The sequence below is a fragment of the Halobacillus sp. A5 genome (assembly GCF_024189315.1).
Classification (GTDB): Bacteria; Bacillota; Bacilli; order Bacillales; family Halobacillaceae; genus Halobacillus_A.
This window is the reverse complement of sequence record NZ_JAIZEO010000006.1, coordinates 207,802-230,123: the sequence shown is the minus strand read 5'-3', so window position 1 is coordinate 230,123 and position 22,322 is coordinate 207,802. Positions and strand designations below refer to the sequence as shown.

16 protein-coding genes, 10 tRNA genes and 1 rRNA gene are annotated in these 22,322 nt (G+C 43.2%); 23 read left to right on the top strand and 4 right to left on the bottom strand.

Annotation, left to right across the window (positions count from 1 at the left end):
- Window positions 1-22 precede the first annotated feature (22 nt).
- From rrf to rocF, 14 genes are all read left to right on the top strand, one after another.
- Window positions 23-136, top strand: a 5S ribosomal RNA gene (gene rrf / locus LF822_RS21255).
- Between the two features lie 22 nt (window positions 137-158).
- A tRNA-Asn gene (locus tag LF822_RS21250) sits at window positions 159-233 on the top strand.
- Window positions 234-236: 3 nt separating this feature from the next.
- Window positions 237-308: transfer RNA gene (locus tag LF822_RS21245), tRNA-Thr, on the top strand.
- Between the two features lie 776 nt (window positions 309-1,084).
- A complete protein-coding gene (locus LF822_RS21240; protein WP_253926096.1) occupies window positions 1,085-5,434 on the top strand; it encodes a S8 family serine peptidase in 4,350 nt (1,449 codons plus the stop codon).
- 168 nt (window positions 5,435-5,602) lie between these two features.
- Window positions 5,603-5,677, top strand: a tRNA-Glu gene (locus tag LF822_RS21235).
- Window positions 5,678-5,712: 35 nt separating this feature from the next.
- Window positions 5,713-5,788: transfer RNA gene (locus LF822_RS21230), tRNA-Val, on the top strand.
- Between the two features lie 4 nt (window positions 5,789-5,792).
- Window positions 5,793-5,868 (top strand) — tRNA-Thr (locus LF822_RS21225).
- A 17-nt stretch (window positions 5,869-5,885) separates the two neighbouring features.
- Window positions 5,886-5,971, top strand: a tRNA-Tyr gene (locus LF822_RS21220).
- Window positions 5,972-6,029: 58 nt separating this feature from the next.
- Window positions 6,030-6,104, top strand: a tRNA-Gln gene (locus tag LF822_RS21215).
- Window positions 6,105-6,206: 102 nt separating this feature from the next.
- Window positions 6,207-6,279, top strand: a tRNA-Lys gene (locus LF822_RS21210).
- A gap of 41 nt (window positions 6,280-6,320) precedes the next feature.
- Window positions 6,321-6,395 (top strand) — tRNA-Gly (locus LF822_RS21205).
- A 6-nt stretch (window positions 6,396-6,401) separates the two neighbouring features.
- Window positions 6,402-6,477: transfer RNA gene (locus tag LF822_RS21200), tRNA-Ala, on the top strand.
- A 103-nt stretch (window positions 6,478-6,580) separates the two neighbouring features.
- Window positions 6,581-7,099, top strand: a complete 519-nt coding sequence (locus LF822_RS21195; protein WP_253926095.1) for an HAD-IIIA family hydrolase — start codon at window positions 6,581-6,583, stop codon at window positions 7,097-7,099.
- Window positions 7,100-7,187: 88 nt separating this feature from the next.
- Window positions 7,188-8,090: an arginase gene (gene rocF, locus LF822_RS21190; RefSeq protein ID WP_253926094.1), complete on the top strand. Its 903-nt coding sequence runs from the start codon at window positions 7,188-7,190 to the stop codon at window positions 8,088-8,090.
- A 14-nt stretch (window positions 8,091-8,104) separates the two neighbouring features.
- Here rocF and LF822_RS21185 read toward each other — a convergent pair whose 3' ends face one another.
- Window positions 8,105-8,296 (bottom strand): aspartyl-phosphate phosphatase Spo0E family protein, encoded by a 192-nt coding sequence (locus LF822_RS21185; protein WP_253926093.1) that lies wholly within the window; start codon window positions 8,294-8,296, stop codon window positions 8,105-8,107.
- 155 nt (window positions 8,297-8,451) lie between these two features.
- Between LF822_RS21185 and sigW the strand changes: the two genes are divergently transcribed.
- The 9 genes from sigW (at window position 8,452) to LF822_RS21140 (ending at window position 18,756) form a co-directional block, all read left to right on the top strand.
- A complete protein-coding gene (gene sigW / locus LF822_RS21180; protein WP_253926092.1) occupies window positions 8,452-9,015 on the top strand; it encodes an RNA polymerase sigma factor SigW in 564 nt (187 codons plus the stop codon).
- 15 nt (window positions 9,016-9,030) lie between these two features.
- Window positions 9,031-9,678 (top strand): zf-HC2 domain-containing protein, encoded by a 648-nt coding sequence (locus LF822_RS21175; RefSeq protein ID WP_253926091.1) that lies wholly within the window; start codon window positions 9,031-9,033, stop codon window positions 9,676-9,678.
- Between the two features lie 144 nt (window positions 9,679-9,822).
- Window positions 9,823-10,641 (top strand): diadenylate cyclase CdaA, encoded by an 819-nt coding sequence (cdaA, locus tag LF822_RS21170; protein ID WP_253926090.1) that lies wholly within the window; start codon window positions 9,823-9,825, stop codon window positions 10,639-10,641.
- On the top strand, window positions 10,634-11,605 hold the full coding sequence (locus tag LF822_RS21165; RefSeq protein ID WP_253926089.1) for a CdaR family protein: 972 nt from the start codon (window positions 10,634-10,636) through the stop codon (window positions 11,603-11,605). Before cdaA ends, LF822_RS21165 begins: the two co-directional genes overlap by 8 nt.
- Window positions 11,606-11,633: 28 nt before the next feature.
- The gene (gene glmM / locus LF822_RS21160; protein WP_253926088.1) at window positions 11,634-12,983 is read left to right on the top strand and encodes a phosphoglucosamine mutase; all 1,350 of its coding nucleotides are present in this window, start codon (window positions 11,634-11,636) and stop codon (window positions 12,981-12,983) included.
- 482 nt (window positions 12,984-13,465) lie between these two features.
- Window positions 13,466-15,265, top strand: coding sequence for a glutamine--fructose-6-phosphate transaminase (isomerizing) (gene glmS / locus LF822_RS21155; RefSeq protein WP_253926087.1), 1,800 nt, complete (start codon window positions 13,466-13,468; stop codon window positions 15,263-15,265).
- Window positions 15,266-15,413: 148 nt separating this feature from the next.
- Window positions 15,414-15,689 carry a hypothetical protein gene (locus tag LF822_RS21150; protein ID WP_253926086.1) on the top strand — a complete coding sequence of 92 codons (276 nt, stop codon included), beginning with the start codon at window positions 15,414-15,416 and terminating at the stop codon, window positions 15,687-15,689.
- 302 nt (window positions 15,690-15,991) lie between these two features.
- Window positions 15,992-16,360, top strand: coding sequence for an ArsR/SmtB family transcription factor (locus tag LF822_RS21145; RefSeq protein WP_253926085.1), 369 nt, complete (start codon window positions 15,992-15,994; stop codon window positions 16,358-16,360).
- A gap of 29 nt (window positions 16,361-16,389) precedes the next feature.
- Complete coding sequence (locus LF822_RS21140; RefSeq protein ID WP_253926084.1) at window positions 16,390-18,756, top strand: heavy metal translocating P-type ATPase; 2,367 nt, start codon at window positions 16,390-16,392, stop codon at window positions 18,754-18,756.
- Between the two features lie 29 nt (window positions 18,757-18,785).
- Here LF822_RS21140 and LF822_RS21135 read toward each other — a convergent pair whose 3' ends face one another.
- The 3 genes from LF822_RS21135 to LF822_RS21125 all read right to left on the bottom strand — a co-directional run bounded on the left by LF822_RS21135 (window position 18,786) and on the right by LF822_RS21125 (window position 22,258).
- A complete protein-coding gene (locus tag LF822_RS21135; RefSeq protein ID WP_253926083.1) occupies window positions 18,786-19,787 on the bottom strand; it encodes an NAD-dependent epimerase in 1,002 nt (333 codons plus the stop codon).
- Window positions 19,788-19,900: 113 nt separating this feature from the next.
- Window positions 19,901-20,938, bottom strand: a complete 1,038-nt coding sequence (locus tag LF822_RS21130; RefSeq protein ID WP_253926082.1) for a glucose-1-phosphate thymidylyltransferase — start codon at window positions 20,936-20,938, stop codon at window positions 19,901-19,903.
- A 27-nt stretch (window positions 20,939-20,965) separates the two neighbouring features.
- Window positions 20,966-22,258 carry a UDP-glucose dehydrogenase family protein gene (locus LF822_RS21125; protein ID WP_253926081.1) on the bottom strand — a complete coding sequence of 431 codons (1,293 nt, stop codon included), beginning with the start codon at window positions 22,256-22,258 and terminating at the stop codon, window positions 20,966-20,968.
- Window positions 22,259-22,322: the final 64 nt, after the last annotated feature.

Sequence of the window (22,322 nt, the reverse complement as noted above, 5' to 3'; positions counted from 1 at the left end):
GGGTTTACCTCAAACCAAATGATGTGGTGGCGACAGCGAAGAGGTCACACCTGTTCCCATGCCGAACACAGCAGTTAAGCTCTTCAGCGCCGATGGTAGTCGGGTTGATCCCCGTGAGAGTAGGACGCTGCCACGTCAATATTTACTTAGTTTATTGATCCACCGTAGCTCAGTGGTAGAGCAATCGGCTGTTAACCGATCGGTCGTAGGTTCGAATCCTACCGGTGGAGCCACTTGCTTCCATAGCTCAGTGGTAGAGCACTTCCATGGTAAGGAAGGGGTCGCCGGTTCAAATCCGGCTGGAAGCTCTGGAAGTTTAGTTGAATTAAGGTTAAACCAAGCTTTTGCTTTCAGTGGAAGCTTTTTTTATTTGTCTGCTTACTTAGCACAAGGACCTTATTGTAGGTCGCTTGTGCTTTTTTGTATTGAAAACGCTCTTTTTACTTCATTTTTCTCCGCATGAAAAGATTTATCGCCAAAGAATATTATTTCTTTCGCTCTATAGCCAGAAATTGAATATCAATTGCTTCAAGTGAAAGATTCATACTTCATTTTAAAAAAACTGCTTCAGTTTTGTTTATTATGTCGAACGATACAAGCATTAAGTCTTAGTCTTTTTACAATTGTAGACACAAAATTAACAAGAAAGTTACAAACGATGCTAAAAGACCTTTAATACGTAATATTGTTGTAAATATTCCCAAGTCGACAGCAAAAATCAAACTTATCCATTTAAAAATGAAAAAGAATGGTGTTTAGGAGAAAGACTTTCCCAACTTTACTCTCTTTTTATCATAATAATGAACCTGACACGCTACCTATGGACTAGTTTGGGGGATGGGGGATAAAGTCTGTAAATGTAATTTTATGTCTTATTTTAATTAATAAAGGTCTAAATACATAAGGTTTCGCAAACCGTGTAGGCTGTATATCCTTGTTATTATTGGTAATCTAGCGGATTTTGTCACTATAAGATAGGATAAATTTAACAACAGAGAATCGTAAACGTAAAAGTCGCAACGTGAAGGAGGACGGAATAAATACACAGGTTTCAGGTGAATTTTACTGAAAGGAGCGTAAACAAATGAAAAGAAAGAAGAGAAGCGTCAAGTCGATCAGCATTTTACTTATAACTGTATTGATTCTATCTTTCTTTAATATGACAAGTACAAGTTCAGCAGAGGAATCAAATAATTTGTCAGTGAAAGATAGCAAGCAGACAGCTGGTAAAATTAATGAAGACCTTTCTGCCTCTTTCAAAGAAGATGATCAAGTCACCTATTTGGTCAAAATGAAAGAGCAGGCAGATACGAAAAAAGCATCAGACGAAGCAGTTCAGAAATTGGAAGAGAGTAAAGCTTCTGTATCTGCAAAAGAAGTAAAACGCGTACAGAATTCTGCCGTCGTTCATGAATTACGTGCAACATCTAAAGATACACAGTACGAATTGAACAGCTATTTAAATAAGGCTGAAGACCAGGGTGATGTGACATCATTTCAATCTTACTACATTGTGAATGCTGTCTCTGTCACTAGTAATCAAAAAGTAATGGAGGAGATAGCTTCATTAGCTGAAGTGGAGAAAATCCTGCCCAACCGGACAAGGGAGATTTATCAACCGGTGGAAACACCAAAGAATGAGGTGAAGGCCGATACACTTGATGTCGCTTCCTGGGGCATAGACCGTATAGGTGCTGAACAGGTGTGGGATGAAACAGGAATAGACGGCTCGGGAGTAGTCGTAGCTAACATTGATACAGGAGTACAATGGGACCACCCGGGTCTTATGGAAAAGTACCGTGGGTTTAATGCGGAAAACCCAGAAGAGGTGGATCATGAATTTAATTGGTATGATGCTACCGCAGATGAACCGGAGCCTTATGATGACCAGGGCCATGGTACTCATACAATGGGGACTGTGGCTGGTTCTGAAGAGGATGACTCTAATCAAGTAGGAGTAGCTCCGGGCTCGAAATGGATCGCAGTTAAGGCGTTTACCGCGGCCGGAGGAACGGACGTAGATTTACTTGATGCAGCTGAATGGTTATTAGCACCTAAAGATGAAGAGGGGAATCCACACCCTGAAAAAGCCCCTGATGTAATTAACAACTCGTGGGGAGGTGGACCAGGTCTTGATGAATGGTATCGAGAAATGGTTCAGAACTGGAGAAACGCAGGGATCGCTCCTGTCTTTTCTGCAGGTAATGATGGAGAGTCGGGGGATGGAAGTATTGCAGCACCAGCTAACTATCCAGAGTCGATTGCTGTTGGTGCAACGGATAGTGCTGATGAATTAGCTTACTTTTCTTCAGTAGGTCCCTCACCGTACGATGGCGAGATTAAACCAGATATATCTGCACCAGGAGTAAACATCAACTCGACTGTTCCCGGCAGTGAGTATGATGATACGTATAGCGGGACTTCAATGGCGGGTCCGCACGTAGCGGGAACTGTAGCTTTACTGCTTGAAGCGGATCAATCACTAACCGTCGATCAAATTGAAGAACTGTTATATGATACAGCAGACCCGGCTACGAGTGACGACTACCCAGATGACCCTAATGAAGGGTTCGGAAATGGTATTACAAACGCCTATACGGCTGTTTCGGCCGTTGTTTCCGGTATAGGAGAAATCACCGGAAATGTATATGAAGAAGGGGAAGACACGGAAGCTCCGGTAATTGAACATGAGCCGCTGACAGAGTCGTACAAAGGCCTTGAACTGCCGATTGCAGCCGATATTTCTGACAATGTCAGTGTAGACCATGTTGAAGTGCAATATCGTGTTGATAGTGAAGATTGGCAGACAGCTGATGCAGAATTAATTGAAGGGGATTTTGAAAGTGGAACGTATCAAGCTTCCATACCGGGTGACAACCTGAATGGAGAATCACTTGAATATAAGTTGATTGCAACAGATTTTGGCGAAAATGAAGCAGAATCAGACGTTTACACCGTAACGTTACAAGATGGCATCACAGTAGGGTATTCAGAAGATTTTGAGAGCACTCCTGCTGGCTGGGTGTCATTTGGCGAAAGCAACTCATGGGAGTGGGGCGAACCGGATTCCGGACCTGATGGAGCAGCTTCAGGTGAAAAAGTTTACGCTACCAACCTTGAAGGTACTTATGAATCAAATGCTGATATGACATTAAGACTCCCGCCGGTAGAAGTACCTGAAGGAGATACGTATCTTCAATTCAAATCATGGTATGAGTTAGAAAGAAATTATGACTACGGACATGTTGTAGTCTCCACAGACAATGAAAACTGGGAACAATTGGCTGAATTTAATGAAGAGTCTGAAGACTGGACGGAGTCCGAGGTTGACTTATCTCAATATGAGGGGCAGACCGTATATGTTGGATTTCACGTGGAGACCGACGGGAGTGTTGTGAAGGATGGCTGGTATATAGATGATGTTGCTTTAACAGATCAATCATCGGATACTGCCGCAAAACTTCACAAGTCTGATACGAAGAAAACTTCAAAAATGGAGGAAAAGGACGCTTCTAAAGATGCCAAATCAGATAAAAAGAAAAAACGAGTGAAGTCTAAGAGTCTTTTCCCTGGTCCCTTTGAGAATGTAGAAGGACCGTTAATGCAGTCAGGTGAAGTAGACAACTCACCAATCAGTCCAAAAGTGCTGCCGCTTGAGGCAACGGTGAGTGTACTTGAAACTGATAAATCTGTAACTACAGATCCATCTGACGGAAGTTATCGGATTTTAACAGCTGCAGGCGACTATACGTTAGAAGCTTCAGCTTACGGATATAATTCTAGTACAGAGGAAGTAGAGGTTACTGAAGACGGGCAGGTAAATACTAATTTTACACTTGACCCAATGCCTTCCGGGGAAGTAACGGGTACAGTTACAAATGACAGAACAGGCGATCCTATTGAAGGAGCCACCGTATATGTAGTGGAAGACGCGGCTGTCACACCAGTGGAAACCGATGAAAATGGAGTTTACTCCTTGACGGCCTATGAGGGTGACTACACACTTGAAATTCGTGCGCCGGGATATAAAGGTGCAGAAGCTTCAGTAACGGTAGAAGGAAATGAAACAGTGACGGAAGATGTTCAGTTAGAACCGTTTATTGGCTTCCCGGGCGAAATAGGATATGATGATGGAACTGCTGAAAACGCCCGCGCTTTCTACGATGCGGGGAATTCCTGGGCCGTGAGGATGTCCTTAGAAGAGGGCCAATCCTCAGCGCTGGTTACGGGAGGTCTATTTAGATTTTGGGAAGAAGACTTTCCTGTACCGGGCGGAACAGAATTTGAAGTAGCTGTTTATGACTCTAATGGAGAAGACGGAGCGCCTGGTGACCGCCTGGCTGGCCCAATAGAGGCAGAAGCTCTCCGTAATGGGGAATGGACAGAGGTTGATGTGTCAGAAGAAGGAATTGTAGTCGACGACGATTTCTATATGGTTTATATCCAAACTCACCCTAATCCAGATACTCCTGCGCTTGCAACCGATGAAAACGGTGAAAATGCCGGTCGCAGCTGGCAGCAGGTAGGCGGAACATGGAGTCCTTCTCCTAGTGAGGAAGGAAACTATATGATTCGTGCCACGGTCGATTATGAAGCTGAAGCTCCAGTTATTGAATCGCCGGCTGACGGAGCTTTTACAAATGATGAAAGCATTACAGTAGAAGGAAGCGGCTCACCATCGTCTACTATTGAAATTTACAATGGAGAAGAGGAAGCTGCTGCTGTAGAAGCAAATGAAGAAGGAGAGTTCGCTGCGGACCTTGAACTGAATGAGGGAGCAAATGAACTTACTGCGGTAACCGTAACGGATAATGGAAATACAGAGCCGTCTGATCCTGTTGTCGTAACGCTGGATCAAACTGATCCAGAGCTTTCTATTACATCTCCAGAGAATGGAGACAAAATCAATAGTGAGGTTACTACTGTGGAAGGTACGGTAAATGAAGAAAACCTTGATCACGTTAACGTTAATGGGGAAGAAGCGAGTGTGGAAGAAGATGGATCCTTCTCAAAACGATTGATTATTGAAGAAGGGGAAAATGTAATAGAAGTCGAGGCATTAGATCAAGCAGGCAACAGTGTGACAGAAGAAGTTACTATAGAAGCTGATTATACAGCTCCGGAGCTCACAGAGATAAAGCCGGATGAGGACTTATCTCTGCAATCTGGTGAAAGTGTGAAGATAGAATTTGACTCCGAAGCTGGATTGGATGCTGCATTCTATATTAAAATGCCATTGACCAACTTCTCAACACAATCAGATCAGGCTACAGAACTTCCTATGACAGAAACAGAAGACGGTCACTATGAAGGGTACTGGACGGCGACCTCTAACCTGGTGGCTGAAGGTGCCGAAATCGTAGTGATGGCTGAAGATGATTTTGGAAACATCTCTGAATCAGCAGCAGAAGGCAAACTTGATATAAACCAATAATCACTTAAAAAGGCTGCCGGATTACATTCTGGCAGCCTTTTCTATTCTTAAGTTTTTTGAATATATAGACTTTAAAAATTCCTCTTTACAATACGCTGTTAGATTGTATATAATTATAATCGTCAGTTTGAACGGGTAACACTAGAAAAACGACAAAACATGTTGACTGGCCCGTTGGTCAAGTGGTTAAGACACCGCCCTTTCACGGCGGTATCACGGGTTCGAATCCCGTACGGGTCACCACTATAATTGAAAATAGATTATTCACTTTGACTATTGGAGGATTAGCTCAGCTGGGAGAGCACTTGCCTTACAAGCAAGGGGTCGCAGGTTCGAGCCCTGCATCCTCCACCATGTCGCCGGCCTAGCTCAACTGGTAGAGCAACTGACTTGTAATCAGTAGGTTGGGGGTTCAAGTCCTCTGGCCGGCACCATTTCCATTTTTAAATGTGGAGGGATAGCGAAGTTGGCCAAACGCGGCGGACTGTAAATCCGCTCCCATCGGGTTCGTAGGTTCGAGTCCTACTCCCTCCACCATTTTTTTAAAAAAGTTGGAATAATTCATAAGAAACAGTAAATAATACTTAATGAACATTGGGCTATAGCCAAGCGGTAAGGCAACGGTTTTTGGTACCGTCATGCGCTGGTTCGAATCCAGCTAGCCCAGCCATTTTCATACTTGCTATAATCTGTAGCTCTTCTTTATAATTAAAGGATGGCTATTTTATTTTAGTGCGTCTAGAAATAGATTTATGGATCGCCTATTTATTAGGAGCCATTAGCTCAGCTGGTAGAGCATCTGACTTTTAATCAGAGGGTCGGAGGTTCGAGCCCTCCATGGCTCACTCAACACAGCGGACCACTGCCGTCCGCTGCTTTCCTTTAAGCGGGAGTAGTTCAGTGGTAGAACACCACCTTGCCAAGGTGGGGGTCGCGGGTTCGAATCCCGTCTCCCGCTCCATAAGCCGGGGCCTTAGCTCAGCTGGGAGAGCGCCTGCTTTGCACGCAGGAGGTCAGCGGTTCGATCCCGCTAGGCTCCACCATAAAATAATTTCCCTATATTTTGATACATAGCTGACATCTACGATGAGATGTCAGCTTTTTTAGTTTTGCGTTACTAATTCTTAGTTCAGAGGTGGAGTTTCTATGAAAGCTGTGTTTATTGATCGTGATGGGACACTTGGAGGTTCTGATCAAATTGAGTATCCTGGTCAATTTACTTTATACCCCGGGGTTTTGGAGAGTTTATTAAAATTAAAAGATCACGGCTGCCTCCTGTTTTCTTTTACGAATCAGCCGGGAATTTCAATGGGCAGATCTTCCGTTAAGGCATTTGAGAAAGAATTAGAAGGATTCGGTTTTGATGGTATTTTTTTATGTCCTCATCATCCGGAAGCGGGATGTGAGTGTAGAAAACCGGCTCCTGGAATGATTAATAATGCATGTCATGATTATAGGTTAAATCCTGGTGACTGCATTGTAATCGGTGATCGCTTGAAAGATATCGAAGCAGGTCAGAGGGCAGGTTGTGAACAGATTCTAGTACTGACTGGTGGAGGGAAGAGCGCCGTCCACGAATTACAAGTAAGTAATCACATTCGTAAACCTGGTTATATTGCGGAAGATTTAAATGATGCCATACGCCGGCTGATTAAAGATTCATAACGTATATATATACATAATTTTGTCTGGTTGAGTCATTTCAATGAAAACGTATACAATTGGAATAGTTTGAATAAAGGAGGAACGAAGAATGAATAAAAAGATTTCAATTATCGGAGTACCTATGGATCTAGGTCAGAACCGACGCGGGGTAGACATGGGACCGAGTGCGATACGGTATGCGGGGATCATTGATCGTTTGGAACAATTAAAATTAGATATTGAGGATTTAGGGGATATTGAAATAGCCAGACCAACACATAATGATCAGGAAAAAGTTGATAACCTTAGAAACCTTCTGGAAGTTGCAGAAGGGAGCATCCGATTAGCGGAAAAGGTAGATGAAGTTGTTAAAGACGGTGCTTTTCCTCTGGTCTTAGGTGGAGATCACAGTATAGCCATGGGAACGCTGGCTGGTGTGGCTAAACATTACAACAATCTCGGGGTCATCTGGTATGACGCTCACGGTGATTTAAACACAGGTGAAAGCTCTCCTTCCGGTAACATTCATGGTATGCCTTTAGCTGTAAGTCTTGGAATCGGGCATAAGAAGTTAACATCCATTCTGGACTATACTCCGAAAATCAAACCTGAGAATATTGTCATTATCGGTGCCAGGTCGCTTGATGAAGGAGAAAGAGCATTAATTAAAGAAAAAGGCATACAAGTATACACAATGCACGAAGTTGACAAGATGGGAATGCCTGCTGTAATGGAAGAAACAATTAAGTATTTAAAAGACCGTACGGATGGTGTACACTTAAGTTTAGATTTAGATGGTTTGGATCCGAATGAAGCTCCTGGTGTTGGAACGCCGGTAATGGGCGGGTTAAGTTACAGGGAGAGCCACTTAGCCATGGAGATGCTGGCCCAATCGAAAATGATTACCTCAGCAGAATTTGTTGAAGTCAATCCGATTCTTGATGAAAAGAACAAGACGGCTGGTATGGCTGTTGGTTTGATGGGATCTTTGTTAGGAGAGAGTTTATTATAGAGAGTTGACTGATATCAGCAGCTAACCTTGCGAAAGGGAGGTTGCTGATCCTTTTGTTTTATAGTTTCATATTCATTGAGTAAGTAATCCAGCTTTGAACTTACATAGACCACATGCTTAGAAGTTAAAGAGTAACGTTTGGCGAGCCGGTTCATTTCTTTACGGCACTCTTCTATTTCTGTTAAAAGCTTTAATTCAACATTCATACTTACACCCCTTGTAATTTAAAACTTCAGTCCCTAACTTATATCCTCTTTACATAAACTTTAAACGCTATTTTATAAAAATATAAGGATTTTTGAAACCTTTACTGTTCTTCATACGTAAGGGTTATAACCGCACGACAAGCGGAGGTAGAGAAATGGAAACAATAATAAAGAAAAAAATTAAAGAGGTCAAAAAAGGGGATCAATCTGCGTTTGAGGACATTGTATCCTTCTACCAGAACAAAGTTTATCATATTTGCTATCGAATGATAGGAAATGCTTATGAAGCTGAGGACTTGGCTCAAGAGGCTTTTATCCGCGCATATACGAATATTGCAAGCTTTGATGAGCGGAGGAAATTTTCTACATGGCTTTATCGAATAGCAACTAACTTAACGATAGACCGTATTAGAAAGAAGAAGCCGGATTACTATCTGGATGCTGAAGTTAAAGGTACGGATGGGCTGGATATGTACTCCCAGTTAGCTATGGATCAAGCGCTGCCGGAAGAAGAGGTGGAAAGCCTTGAATTACAGAGCTATATTCACCGTGAAATTCTGGCTCTGCCTCCCAAGTATAGAAGTGTCATCGTCCTGAGATATTTAGACGAACTGGCCCTGCAGGAAATTGCGGAAGTACTTGATGTGCCGATCGGCACCGTAAAGACAAGGATACACCGGGGCAGGGAAGCCTTAAGGAAAAGGCTTCGTCATGTGTAAAGGAGTTGAGAGGGAATGAATTGTAAACAAGAAGCTGTAATCCTTATGCATAAGCATTTAGATGGTGAATTAGAAAGAGAAGAAGAGAGACGACTGCGCGACCATCTACAAGCTTGCACATCCTGCCAAAAACATTTTCATGAATTAAAGCGTTCGACAGCGTTAATAAAAGACACCGGACCAATAGCGGCACCATCGAATTTCACGGCTGATGTGATGGCAGCTCTCCCAAAAGAGAAAAAAAGACGCAATTATATAAGGAAATTGCAGCGCCATCCGATTATCACTGCTGCGGCGATCTTCTTTTTACTGATGTTCAGCGGTATTTTCTCTGCCTGGAATCAGGACCAACAGGTTTCTGTATCAAAACAGGAAAATTTAATTATTGAAAACAATACGGTTATTGTTCCTGAAAACATTACAGTGGATGGAGATCTGGTTGTCCGTAATGGAGACCTTAAAGTAGAGGGTAAGATTGATGGAGATATCACATTGATTAATGGAGATTTCATAACAGATGATCCAGAGAATGAACTAGCAAATGGTGAGAATTATCAAGCCTATGCCAGCGGCGAAGTAAATGAAGTAAATCAGGTTTTTGAGTGGATGTGGTACCATACAAAGAAATTTGTAACGGAAATCTTTTCTTTTGCTGCTGAATAACCTGAATTAAACCACTGTGACTGTGACAGTGGTTTAAGTTTTTGTATCCAGTATTTAATAACTGAAAAAATAGAAATGTGTTATAATAATACAGGCTATGGCAATTTTTAGCGTAGCTGAATTTCTTTAAAAGGAAGTGTGAGCATGCTTGATGGGGGACTGGATGTATTAGATGTACTATTAATTGCAATTGATATCGCCCTTGTCTGGTTTGTTGTATATAAATTAATCATGCTGATCCAGGGAACGAAGGCCGTTCAATTGTTAAAAGGCATCTTCGTTGTACTGGGTATATGGTTATTGAGTAATTTATTCGGACTGTCCACGCTCAGGTGGTTAATGTCACAAGCCATTACTTGGGGTTTTCTCGCTATTATAATATTATTTCAGCCTGAATTAAGACGGGCGCTTGAACAGCTGGGACGTGGAAGCTTCTTCAGTCGTACCACAGGAGAAGAAGAGGATACGGATAAATCCATTCAAGCGATCATTAAGTCGTGTAACTACATGGCTAAGCGTCGTATAGGCGCATTAATTACTATTGAAAGAGAAACCGGCATGGGAGATTATGTAGAGACTGGAATTCCTATAGGCGGCCAATTATCCAGCGAGTTATTAACTAACATATTTATTCCAAATACACCGCTGCACGATGGTGCTGTGATACTTAAAGAAGATAAGATTATCGCCGCCGCTTGTTATCTGCCTTTATCAGAGAGTCCGTTTATTTCCAAAGAATTAGGGACGAGACATAGAGCAGCCATGGGCATTAGTGAAGTGACTGATGCAGTAACTATTATCGTATCTGAAGAGACCGGCGGCATTTCCTGTACAAAGAATGGGGAACTTCACCGCCAGCTCGATCAAGAGAAGCTTGAAGAAATCCTGAAAAGTGAGCTGGACTACCGCTCTAAAACCCCTGCAGCAAAATCATGGAATTGGAGGGGGAAAAAGAATGGATAATTTATTTAAAAATAAATGGTTTATTCGTATTATCTCCTTGCTTCTGGCTGTACTGCTGTGGGTTTCTATAAATGTAGATGATAACCTGGACAGCGATTCACAGTGGTTCAATGACACTTCATCGGTTACTGAGGTAATGAACGACATTCCTTTAGAAGTTCAATTTGACAGTGAGGAATATGTAGTCAGCGGACTTCCGCAAAATGTGGTAGTATCTGTTGAAGGGCCAAACAGCGCAGCTGCGCCTGTTGTAAGGCAGCAGAATTTCACAGCATTCGTCGATCTAAATGATTTAGGACCCGGCACCCACGAAGTGACTGTCCAGCATTCAGGTATTTCTAATCAATTGTCGGTGAATATAGAGCCTCAAGTTGTCGAAGTTACGATTGAAGAGAAGGAAAGTCAGAACTTCCCTGTTGATATTGATTACATTAATGAAAGTGAAATCGAGAATGAATACACAATAGGGGATGCGGTGATTGAGCCGGAAGAGGTGACCATTACCGGCTCCTCTGAAGCAATAGATAAAGTTGCATCTGTAAAAGCTATAATTGACGTAGGTGAAGCTGAAGGCACATTGGAAGATATAGAGGCGCCTGTTAAAGTGTACGATGCGCAGGGCAATGAATTAAATGTTTTATTAGACCCCACCTCGGTGGACGTTACTGTGCCGATTAGAAGACCAGAGAAAGATGTATCGATTTCCTTTGAACCTGAAGGAGAGACTCCTGAAGGTGTGGAAGTAGATTCGATTACCTCTGAGACCGACAGTGTGACCATAAGAGGACCGAATGATGTGTTAGAAGAAATCGATAATTTCGATGATGTTCCAGTGGACGTATCTGATATTACTGAAAACGATACAGTGAATGTCGACGTCCCGCTTCCGGATGATGTTTCAATTGTCGAGCCTGAACAGGTGGAAGTTGACGTCGAAGTAGAAGAACCGGCCGAGGAACAATAGTAAAGAGATGAAAGAGAGGTCTTGTGAGATGGGTAAATATTTCGGAACGGACGGTGTCCGTGGTGTAGCTAATAAAGAACTAACCCCCGAGCTGGCTTTTAAATTGGGCCGTTACGGCGGATATGTAGTAACTAAAGGGGTAGAACGTCCAAAGGTATTAATTGGACGTGATACTCGAATTTCCGGAGAGATGTTTGAAGGAGCCCTGGCTGCGGGACTTCTCTCTATTGGTGCAGAAGTGATGAGGATGGGGGTCATTTCGACTCCCGGCGTAGCTTTTTTGACAAAAGCGCTTCAGGCGGAAGCGGGGATTATGATCTCTGCTTCTCATAATCCTGTGGAGGACAATGGAATTAAATTCTTTGGTCCGGACGGATTTAAATTATCAGACGCTCAGGAAGAAGAGATTGAGGCGTTAATTGATGCAGAAGAAGATACACTCCCCCGCCCTTCCGGAGCCGATCTCGGCCAGATTAATGATTACTTCGAAGGCGGCCAGAAGTACATGCAGCATTTAAAGCAGACAGTGGACTATGATTTTGATGGACTACATATTGCACTTGATTGTGCACATGGAGCGACATCTTCACTGGCCTCCCATTTGTTTGCAGATTTAGAAGCCGATATTTCATCTATTGGCTCATCTCCGGATGGATTAAATATTAACAAAAACGTAGGATCGACTCATCCAGAGGCCCTTCAAGCGCTGGTTAAGGAAAAGCAGGCGGATGTCGGACTTGCCTTTGACGGAGATGGAGATCGTTTAATCGCTGTTGATGAAAAAGGTAATATAGTTGATGGCGACCGTATTATGTACGTTATTGCTAAATTCATGAATGAGAAGGGGACACTGAAACATTCAACCGTCGTATCCACAGTGATGAGTAATCTGGGCTTTTACAAAGCGATTGAAGCACAGGGAATGAAGAGCGATAAGACGGCAGTGGGGGACCGCTACGTTATGGAGGAAATGCGCAGGGGCGGCTATAACCTGGGGGGAGAGCAGTCCGGTCATATCATTTTCCTGGAACATAATACTACGGGAGATGGAATGCTTACAGCCCTTCAGCTCGTCAATGTATTAAAAGAAACAGGAAGACCGCTGTCAGAGCTTGCAAATGAGATGAAGAAATTCCCTCAAGTACTGAAGAACATACGGGTGATCGATAAGCAGGCCGTTCAGACTCACCCGCGTATCCAGGAAACCATTCAAGCTGTGGAGGAAGAAATGGGAGAAAGCGGCCGCGTTTTAGTACGCCCTTCCGGAACGGAGCCGCTCGTACGCATTATGGTGGAGGCTCCAACAGAAGAACAATGTGAATCTTATGTAGAGAAAGTGGTACAAGTCGTAAATGAAGAATTAGGCATGAAAGAATAACCAGGACCATGGCGCAGGCCGGGCACTAAAGGCCCTCCTGCGCATAATTTATAGTGAGAAGGTTTTTATGAATTTCATTGACCCGTCAGCTTGTCTTCGGGTAAAATGAGGCATAGCCTTGAAAAAAATGGCGAAAGAAGTTTTACTTGGATTTCTTTCGTAAAATAAGTAAAGGCCTTTATTCATAAGGAGTAAAGGAGGAAAGTGAAAAAAGGGTTAAACAAGCGCCAGGGCTGTGCAGAACGGTATTTAAGCACAGTTGACGAGGTGGAGGTTCATCGAGTGTTCGGCGGATGCCTCCCGGTTGCTGCACTTCAACCGAATGTTTGTATGCTAAATCAGAGAGGCGACTCTCTGCCCAAATCATACAAACCAAGTGCTAAATAAAAAAACGGCAACGGGAGAGGGGCAAATGACGGCCCCTGCTAGTTTTAGTATGTTCGTTGTTTGCTCCTTTCTTTTATTTTAGGAGGAAAACAACTATGTGTGGAATTGTAGGATATATCGGACGAGAAGATACGAAGGAAATTTTATTAAATGGGTTGGAAAAGCTTGAATATAGAGGGTATGACTCAGCAGGAATTGCCACTTTAAACGGCGGAGTAAAAGTGTCTAAAGTTAAAGGGCGGATCGCCTCACTTCGGGAAGCAGTGGATCAAAGCGTCCACTCTACATTAGGTATCGGCCATACCCGCTGGGCGACACACGGAGCTCCGAGTGAAGAGAATGCTCACCCGCACCAGAGCACGTCCAGACGGTTTACAATCGTGCATAATGGTGTGATTGAGAACTATCTGGATGTAAAAAATGACTACCTTTCTAACGTAGAAATGAAGAGTGAAACTGACACGGAAATCATCGTTCAGCTCATTGAAGTTTTAAACAATGAACTTAATGATGTAGCGGCTGCTTTCCGTAAAGCTGTCAACCTTTTGACAGGTTCATATGCAATCGCTCTAATTGATGCGGAAGATGAAGATACCATTTATGTGGCAAAAAATAAAAGCCCATTACTTGTAGGACTTGGGGAAGACTTTAATGCTGTAGCCAGTGATTCAATGGCTGCACTTCACGTCACCGACCAATTCCTTGAACTAATGGATAAAGAGACTGTTTTACTGCGCCGTGATGAAGTAGTTATTCAATCTCCAGACGGGGAGAGAGTAACGCGTGAACCGTTTACAGCTGAGCTTGATGCGACGGATATTGAGAAGGGAACGTACCCTCATTTCATGCTTAAAGAAATCGATGAACAGCCTTTTGTCATTCGTAAAATCATTCAGGAATATCAGGATGAGAATGATCAAATCAAACTGGAACCGGAGATTCGTGAAGCGATGAAAGTCTGTGATCGTATTTATATCATCGCCGCAGGAACAAGCTATCATGCTGGGCTGCTGGGCAAACAATTCATTGAGAAATTAGCCAATATTCCAGTTGAAGTACACGTAGCCAGTGAGTTCTCTTACAACATGCCGCTGCTTTCTAAAAAGCCTTTATTCGTATATATCTCTCAAAGCGGCGAGACCGCCGACAGTCGTTCGGTCCTCGTCCAAACAAAAGAACTTGGACATCCGGCACTGACAATTACGAACGTGCCTGGATCCACCCTTTCCCGTGAAGCAGATTACACGATGCATCTGCACGCAGGTCCTGAAATTGCGGTAGCTTCTACTAAAGCATACACAGCTCAAATGGCTGTTCTGGCTATTTTAGCTGTTGATACAGCGCGCGCTAAAGGACTTGAATTAGATTTCGATCCAATGCAGGAACTTGGTATTGTAGCAAATGCTATGGAAGCTTTAACCGATCAAAAAGAAGCACTGGAGCAATTAGCGGCAGATTATCTGCCAACAACCCGCAACTGCTTCTTCATCGGCCGGGGCATTGATTACTATGTCGGTCTTGAAGGTTCTCTGAAATTAAAAGAAATTTCCTATATCCAGGCAGAAGGTTTTGCCGGCGGAGAGTTAAAGCACGGTACCATTGCTTTAATCGAAGAAGGTACGCCTGTAATTGCCCTGGCTACCCAGGAGAATGTTAACTACTCCATCCGCGGCAATGTTCAGGAAGTAGAAGCACGCGGAGCAAACAGCATGATTATCAGCATGAAGGGATTAAACAAGGAAGGCGATGCTTTTGTTATCCCGCATGTCCATGATCTTCTGACGCCATTGGTTTCAGTAGTACCGTTCCAGCTTGTCTCTTACTATGCAGCTCTTCACCGTGATTGTGATGTTGATAAGCCTCGTAACCTTGCAAAAAGTGTGACTGTTGAATAAGCAGAGGAGTCAGAAGCAGAAATTGTGTAGTAAATTAATATCCAAATATTAAAATCAATAAAAGATTTAACTAATAAAGGGAAAGCCCCAAAAGTCTATTGTAGACTTTTGGGGCTTTCCCTTTTTATATAAGAGTTTACTTTATTTAATGGGCAGTTTACCGGAAGACTCGTTCCCGAGATGGCTGGGTCGAAAAAGGGGGCGGCGGGGAACGACTCGCTTTCCACGTCCCCTTATCATGATTGCTTCTTGGAACCACGGGGATCCTGCTGGCGTTGAGAAGGTAAGAATCCCTCTGTTTGTTTTCTTCCTCGTTCCTGCTTTTGCAGCCGCGGTCTCCCCGGCAGAAAGCAAGTGGTTGTCCATCACCCATTTGTATCTACAGAATCCATGTCTATTCATGATTCAACTATCGGGGCATTAGTTGAATCACCCTTCCAGCCGCTTCCTTTGGGGAGCGGCTGTTTTTACACCTCCCGCAAATATTTGACTGTAATCAAATTGATACTGGTTTAGCAATTAGCAGCTTATAATTCGCCGCAGTATCTGGGCATAGCGAAGATAGTCCCCTGATATAGGAATGTTTGTTAGCTCATGAGTATTTTAAGAATTCGTAAGGAAACTATAGGTTTCACTGATCATTCAAATATATGTTTGACTAATTGGAGGAACCATCATACACTATAAACTAACAATCAAATAAATATTTGAATGAAGGTGAGAATAATGAGAGAAAAGAACGTAAATACGAAAGCTAAAGATACATGCGATACGTTTTGTTATGACGAACAGCTCGTCAGCCGCATCCAGCCGAAAATGGATGAAGTCCTTGGAGTGGAATTAATATTTAAAGCTTTATCGGATTCAACTCGTTTGAAAATTGCGTATGCATTAACGCTGGAGAATGAATTATGTGTGTGTGATGTCGCAAATATTATCAACTCGACAACGGCTACAGCCTCTCATCATTTACGTCTGCTGCGTAACATGGGGCTGGCTAAATATCGTAAGGAAGGAAAGCTGGTCTTTTACTCCTTAGCAGATGATCACGTCCACCAGCTTGTATCTATTGCCATGGTTCATGCTAAAGAATAATAGACTATCAAGAAATGCGGGGAATAATTATGAAACAGTCAAATGAGCGAATAAACGAAAGCTGTTGTGCGAAAGAAGAGGAAAATGCTGTATCGGCTGTGGAATATAATGTAGCAGGAATGGACTGTCCTTCCTGTGCAGACACAATCGAGAAAAGCCTGATGAAAGAAGAGGGCATCCGTAAGGCGCGGGTGAACTACGGGTCGGGGAAGCTGAGTGCTGAGGTAGAGAGTTCTTTAAACAGTGATCATATTCCATCGCACCTTAAGAAGCTTGGCTTTCACGCTGATCCTATAGAGGACTCAAAGTCTATGGAAACTTACAGAGTGGATGGGATGGATTGTGGTTCCTGTGCGGACACGATTGAGAAGCACCTTTTGAACCACCCTGCTGTTAACGAAGTACGTGTGAATTTTTCTACCGGCAGGATGCAGGTAGCTCACGAAACGACTGAAGAGGTTATTCGAAAGGAAGTAGAAAAGTCAGGCTTCCAGGCCGCTCTTGAAGGTGGTCAGAAGGAGGAGCAAAGATCAGTTCATAAGAGCCTGAAGCATTTGACAACGACAATGTCAGGTCTGCTGTTAGGGGCCGGATTTATTGGTTCGTTTACGAGTCTTCCGCAAGTATTTATTATCATGATTTATGCAGCCGCTATAGTTGTAGGAGGGTATAAGCCGGCGAAAAGTGCTTTTTATGCGATAAAAAGCAGATCCCTTGATATGAACGTATTAATGGTCTCGGCAGCTGTGGGGGCTGCTTTGATCGGGGAATGGTTCGAAGGCGCCACGGTCGTCTGGTTATTTGCTTTAGGAAATACACTGCAAAGCCGCTCCATTGAGCGTACGCGCGAGTCTATTCGTAACTTATTTAAATTAACTCCAAGTGAAGCCACGGTAAAAATAGAAGGAGAGTGGGTTCGAAAGCATGTGGAGGATATTGCGGTACATGACACGATATTGATTAAGCCGGGGGATAAGCTCCCCTTAGACGGGAAGATAATCTCAGGAGTTTCCAGTATAAATCAAGCTCCGATTACGGGCGAATCCATGCCTGTTGACAAGAAAGCAGGGGATAAGGTTTATGCTGGAACGGTAAATGAACACGGATCGTTAGAGGTACAGGTGACGAAACTGGTTAAAGATACAACGATAGCCAAGATTATTCATCTTGTGGAAGAAGCGCAGGAGAAAAAGGCACCCACTCAAGCTTTTGTTGATCGCTTTGCAAAAGTTTATACTCCGATCGTCTTCGGTCTGGCTCTTTTTATCATGATTTTCCCTCCGCTTATAGGGATGGGGGCCTGGAGTGAATGGTTGTATAAAGGATTGGCATTACTCGTTGTAGCCTGTCCGTGTGCTTTAGTCATTTCTACCCCCGTAGCCATTGTATCTGCGATCGGGAATGCGGCTAAGAACGGTGTACTCATTAAAGGGGGAACGTTTTTAGAGAAGGCGGGTTCCATTACTGCCATGGCTTTTGACAAAACGGGGACCCTGACAGAAGGTAAGCCTAAAGTATCTCATATCTTTACGGTAAAGGGAGAAGAAAAAGAATGGCTGAGTATTGCTCGTACGATTGAAGAACACTCCACTCATCCTATCGCACAAGCTGTTCTTTCGTATACAGAGGAGCGGTCTATTCCTGCAAAGGAGGGAGCTGCTTTTGAATCGATTGCAGGTAAAGGTGCAAAAGCCGTCATTAACGGAGTAGAATATTTTGCAGGGAATCCTGCGATCTATCAAGAGTTTAACGTCTCATTGAAATCGATAGAGCAGAAAATGGTGGACTTACAACAAGAGGGCCACACTCTGATTATTGTTGGGACGCGGTCGGACATTTTTGGTGTTATCGCAGTAGCCGATACCATTCGGGAGATTACAGTTCAGTCTATACAAAAGCTTAATCAGGCAGGTATGCAGGAGATTGTCATGTTAACAGGGGATAATGACGGGACCGCCGGGAAAATAGCCCGTCAGACAGGCGTAGAACGATATTTCGCACAGCTGCTGCCTGAAGACAAAGTAGGAGTCGTTGAAAAACTGCAGAAGGAAGGGAAACGAGTGGCTATGGTAGGAGATGGTATAAATGATGCTCCAGCGCTTGCCACAGCTGACTTAGGGATTGCGATGGGAGGAGCGGGAACGGATACAGCGATGGAAACAGCGGAGATTGTGCTGATGGCTGATAATCTGGAGAAACTTCCTCATACGATTGATTTAAGCCGGCGGACCTTGACCATAATTAAACAGAACATATGGTTTTCCCTGCTCACTAAAATAGCAGCGTTATCTTTAATATTTCCTGGATTTTTAACGTTATGGATGGCTGTCCTCAGTGATACAGGAGCAGCACTGCTCGTCATATTAAACAGCTTAAGGCTGCTGAATCAGAAATAGAGAGGTTCCTCAATGGATCTCTCTATTTTTTATACTCCATAATAGGCTCTATACCAGTCAATAAACTTTCCTACTCCTTTATCAATTGGAGTATTGGGCTTATACCCTGTGTCGCGAATAAGGTCTTCGACATCTGCATACGTAGCAATAACGTCACCGCTTTGTAAAGGTAAGTATTCTTTATGTGCTGTAATGGAGAGTTTGTTTTCAATGGCAGTAATGAAATCCATCAGCTTAACAGGTTTGCTGTTCCCCATGTTATAAATACGGTAAGGAGCTGAGCTTTTACTCGGGTCAGGAGTCTCTCCCTTCCATTCCGGGTCAGGAGAAGGCTTAGTTTTGATTAATCGTACGATTCCTTCTACGATATCATCGATATACGTGAAGTCTCTCATCATGCTGCCTTGATTAAATACTTGGATTGGTTTTCCTTCCAGGATAGATTTTGTAAAAGTGAACAGGGCCATGTCTGGGCGCCCCCAGGGTCCATACACAGTAAAAAATCGTAATCCGGTAGTCGGCAGGCTGTAAAGGTGACTGTACGTATGGGCCATTAATTCGTTTGCTTTCTTTGTTGCGGCATATAAGCTTACAGGGTGGTCCACGTTATCCTTAACGGAGAAAGGCATCTTCGTATTCGCACCGTAAACAGAGCTCGAAGAAGCGTAGATAAGCTGCTCTGCCTTATAATGACGACAAGCCTCTAATATGTTTAAAAAGCCGGTTATATTTGAATCGACATAGGCTTGGGGGTTCTCAAGACTGTATCGGACTCCGGCTTGAGCAGCCAGGTCAATAACTAAAGAAGGCTGATGCTTCTTAAATAATGCATCTAAGCGGTTTTTGTCCACCCGGTCCACTTGTTCAAAAGTGAAATTTGGATGTTGAATCCAATCTAAACGGTCTTCTTTTAATTGAACATCATAATAGCTGTTTAAATTATCGATTCCAAGCACGTTATGGTCTTTAGAGAGCAGGCGTTTCGCAAGGTGGGCTCCGATAAAGCCGGCAGCTCCTGTTAGTAAAATCATAGCTTCACCCCATACAGTTTTATAATCATTCCATACGTACTATATGTATGTAAGAGGGAGAGAGTTCACATGAAAAAGCTGTGAAGGGAGGTGGTCTTCACAGCTTTACGAATTTATTTTTTCTTTTTCCCGCCATAAGAATTGGAGAAGATGAAGGAGGTGTCATCTCCAAACATTCCATGGATGAATCGGTCCTTGGTATCTTTAGCGACGAACTTTGTGTTTTCTCCAAAAATACTATCGATAATTTCATAAGGGATATTTTTAAAAACAGAATCCTGCAATATGATGCTGTTTTTTATGTGGCAGTTTTTAATGGTAGTACCTGATTCTATAGAGACGTAAGGGCCAATAACAGCATTTTTTATTTTGCACTGTGCTCCGATTTTTACAGGAGGGATAATGATTGAATTTTTCACTTTTTTATGATGCTTAAGGTCGGGGTTCTGCTCCAATACCCATTGATTCGCTTCCAGCCATCGCTCCATTGTTCCTACATCAAAAGTGGGGCGCTCCGCTTTAATATAATTAACGGACAGATTGTGATCAATCATCCATTGAATGGCGTCAGTGATCTCGTATTCCCCCCGGGCAGAGGGTGTGAGTGAGTCAATCGCCTTAAATATGGCCGGGTTAAAGAGGTAGACGCCGATAATAGCTAAGTTGGATTTCGGCTGGGCTGGTTTTTCTTCAACCTTTATAATTCGATCTTCCTTTATTTCTGCGATCCCGTAGTCTTCAGGTTTCTCTACCTCAGTCACCATTACGGTACCGTAAGTTCCTGATGAAATCGCGGCTTCTTTTAAAGAAACTAACGATTCGTTAATCAGGTTATCACCTAAGAGTAGAATAAAAGAATCTTTTCCAATAAACGACTCAGCCTGCTTTACAGCGTGTGCGATTCCTTTTTGTTCATGCTGATATATATATTTGAATTGAACGTCTGTAAAGTGGTCCAGCGTTTGTTCGAAAATTTCTTTAGATCCAGGCTGGATGACGAGTCCGATTTCTCTTATACCTATTTCGCGCAGCCGCTCTATTCCATACTGGATTACAGGCTGATTGGCCACGGGAAGCAATGGTTTAGGCCGGGTATGAGACAGCGGACGCAGTCTTGTTCCTTTTCCGGCTGTTAATATTAATCCTTTCATTTCTTCCTCCTTTCTATCGTAAGCCATTTATGAATAGCCGATTCCCTGATACTTAAATTTAAGGTTCTTCATTTCTTCTGCATCCAGCATGTTTCTGCCGTCAAATAGATAAGGGTGAGCGACTAGATCTTGTACTCTCGCCCAATTCATCTTTTCATAGTGAGGCCAATTGGTTGTAATGATAATAAGATCGCTGTTTTTAACGGCAACATACGGGTCCCAGCATTGGGTGACCCCTCGTTTCAGCCACTCTGTTGATAGATTCACAACAGGGTCGTGAGCAATGATGGACGCTTCTTCCTTTAACAGCTGATCCATGACAGGGTAAGCTACAGATTCACGGATGTCGTCTGTGTGTGGTTTGAAAGACAGCCCAAGGACCGTTACTTTCTTTCCTTTTAATGAAGGGTACACTTCCTTTACCCTGTTAATGAAATAGTGAGACTGTAGCTGATTTACCTTCTCTACGTCTTCAAGAATCGTTAAAGGCACCCCTAACGATTGAGCGGTTTCAGTAAATTCTTTGACGTCCTTTGGAAAGCAGGAACCACCATATCCGAGTCCTGCCTGTAAGAAAGCGGGTCCGATCCGCTCATCCATCCCCATTCCTTTAGCTACATCCGTGACCTGCACACCTACTTGATCACATAGCTTAGCCACTTCATTAATAAATGAGATTTTTGTTGCCAGAAAAGCATTCGATGCGTATTTAATCATTTCTGCTGCTTTTGTAGATGTCACAAGCAGAGGACAGGAAAAAGGACTGTATAATTTTTTTAACTCACTTACGGCGGCTGAGCTCTGGCTTCCTATGACAATACGGCTGGGGTGCAGAGCATCGTATAAGGCGCTGCCTTCACGTAAGAATTCAGGATTCATTGCTGCATGAATGGCCGAGGGATCATTGGCAGATTGATGAATCCATTGTTCCACTTTATCAGTGGTCCCTATGGGAACCGTGCTTTTCACAATGACGACCTTTTCGTTATTCTTGTAGCGGCCGATCATTTCCGCTGCACTCTTTACATATGTTAAGTCTGCTTTTCCATTATTTAAGGAAGGAGTTCCTACAGTAATAAATAGGAGGTCGTGGTTTTCGATTGCGGAATTAGGATCTGAAGTGAATTGCAGACGGCCGTTTTTCATTTGATCCAATAACATCTCTTGAAGTCCCGGCTCGTGAAAATATAGTTTTCCTTTTCTAAGCGACGTTATTTTACTTTCATCAATATCCAGCCCTGTTACTTCATGCCCCTGCTTCGCAAACACGACGCCCGTTGTTGTACCTACATACCCCATCCCTATAATTAGTATTTTCATAATTTCATTCCCCTTGTAATTGCTGAGCCGTTATACAAGTAATATATTAGGAAGCTTGAATATA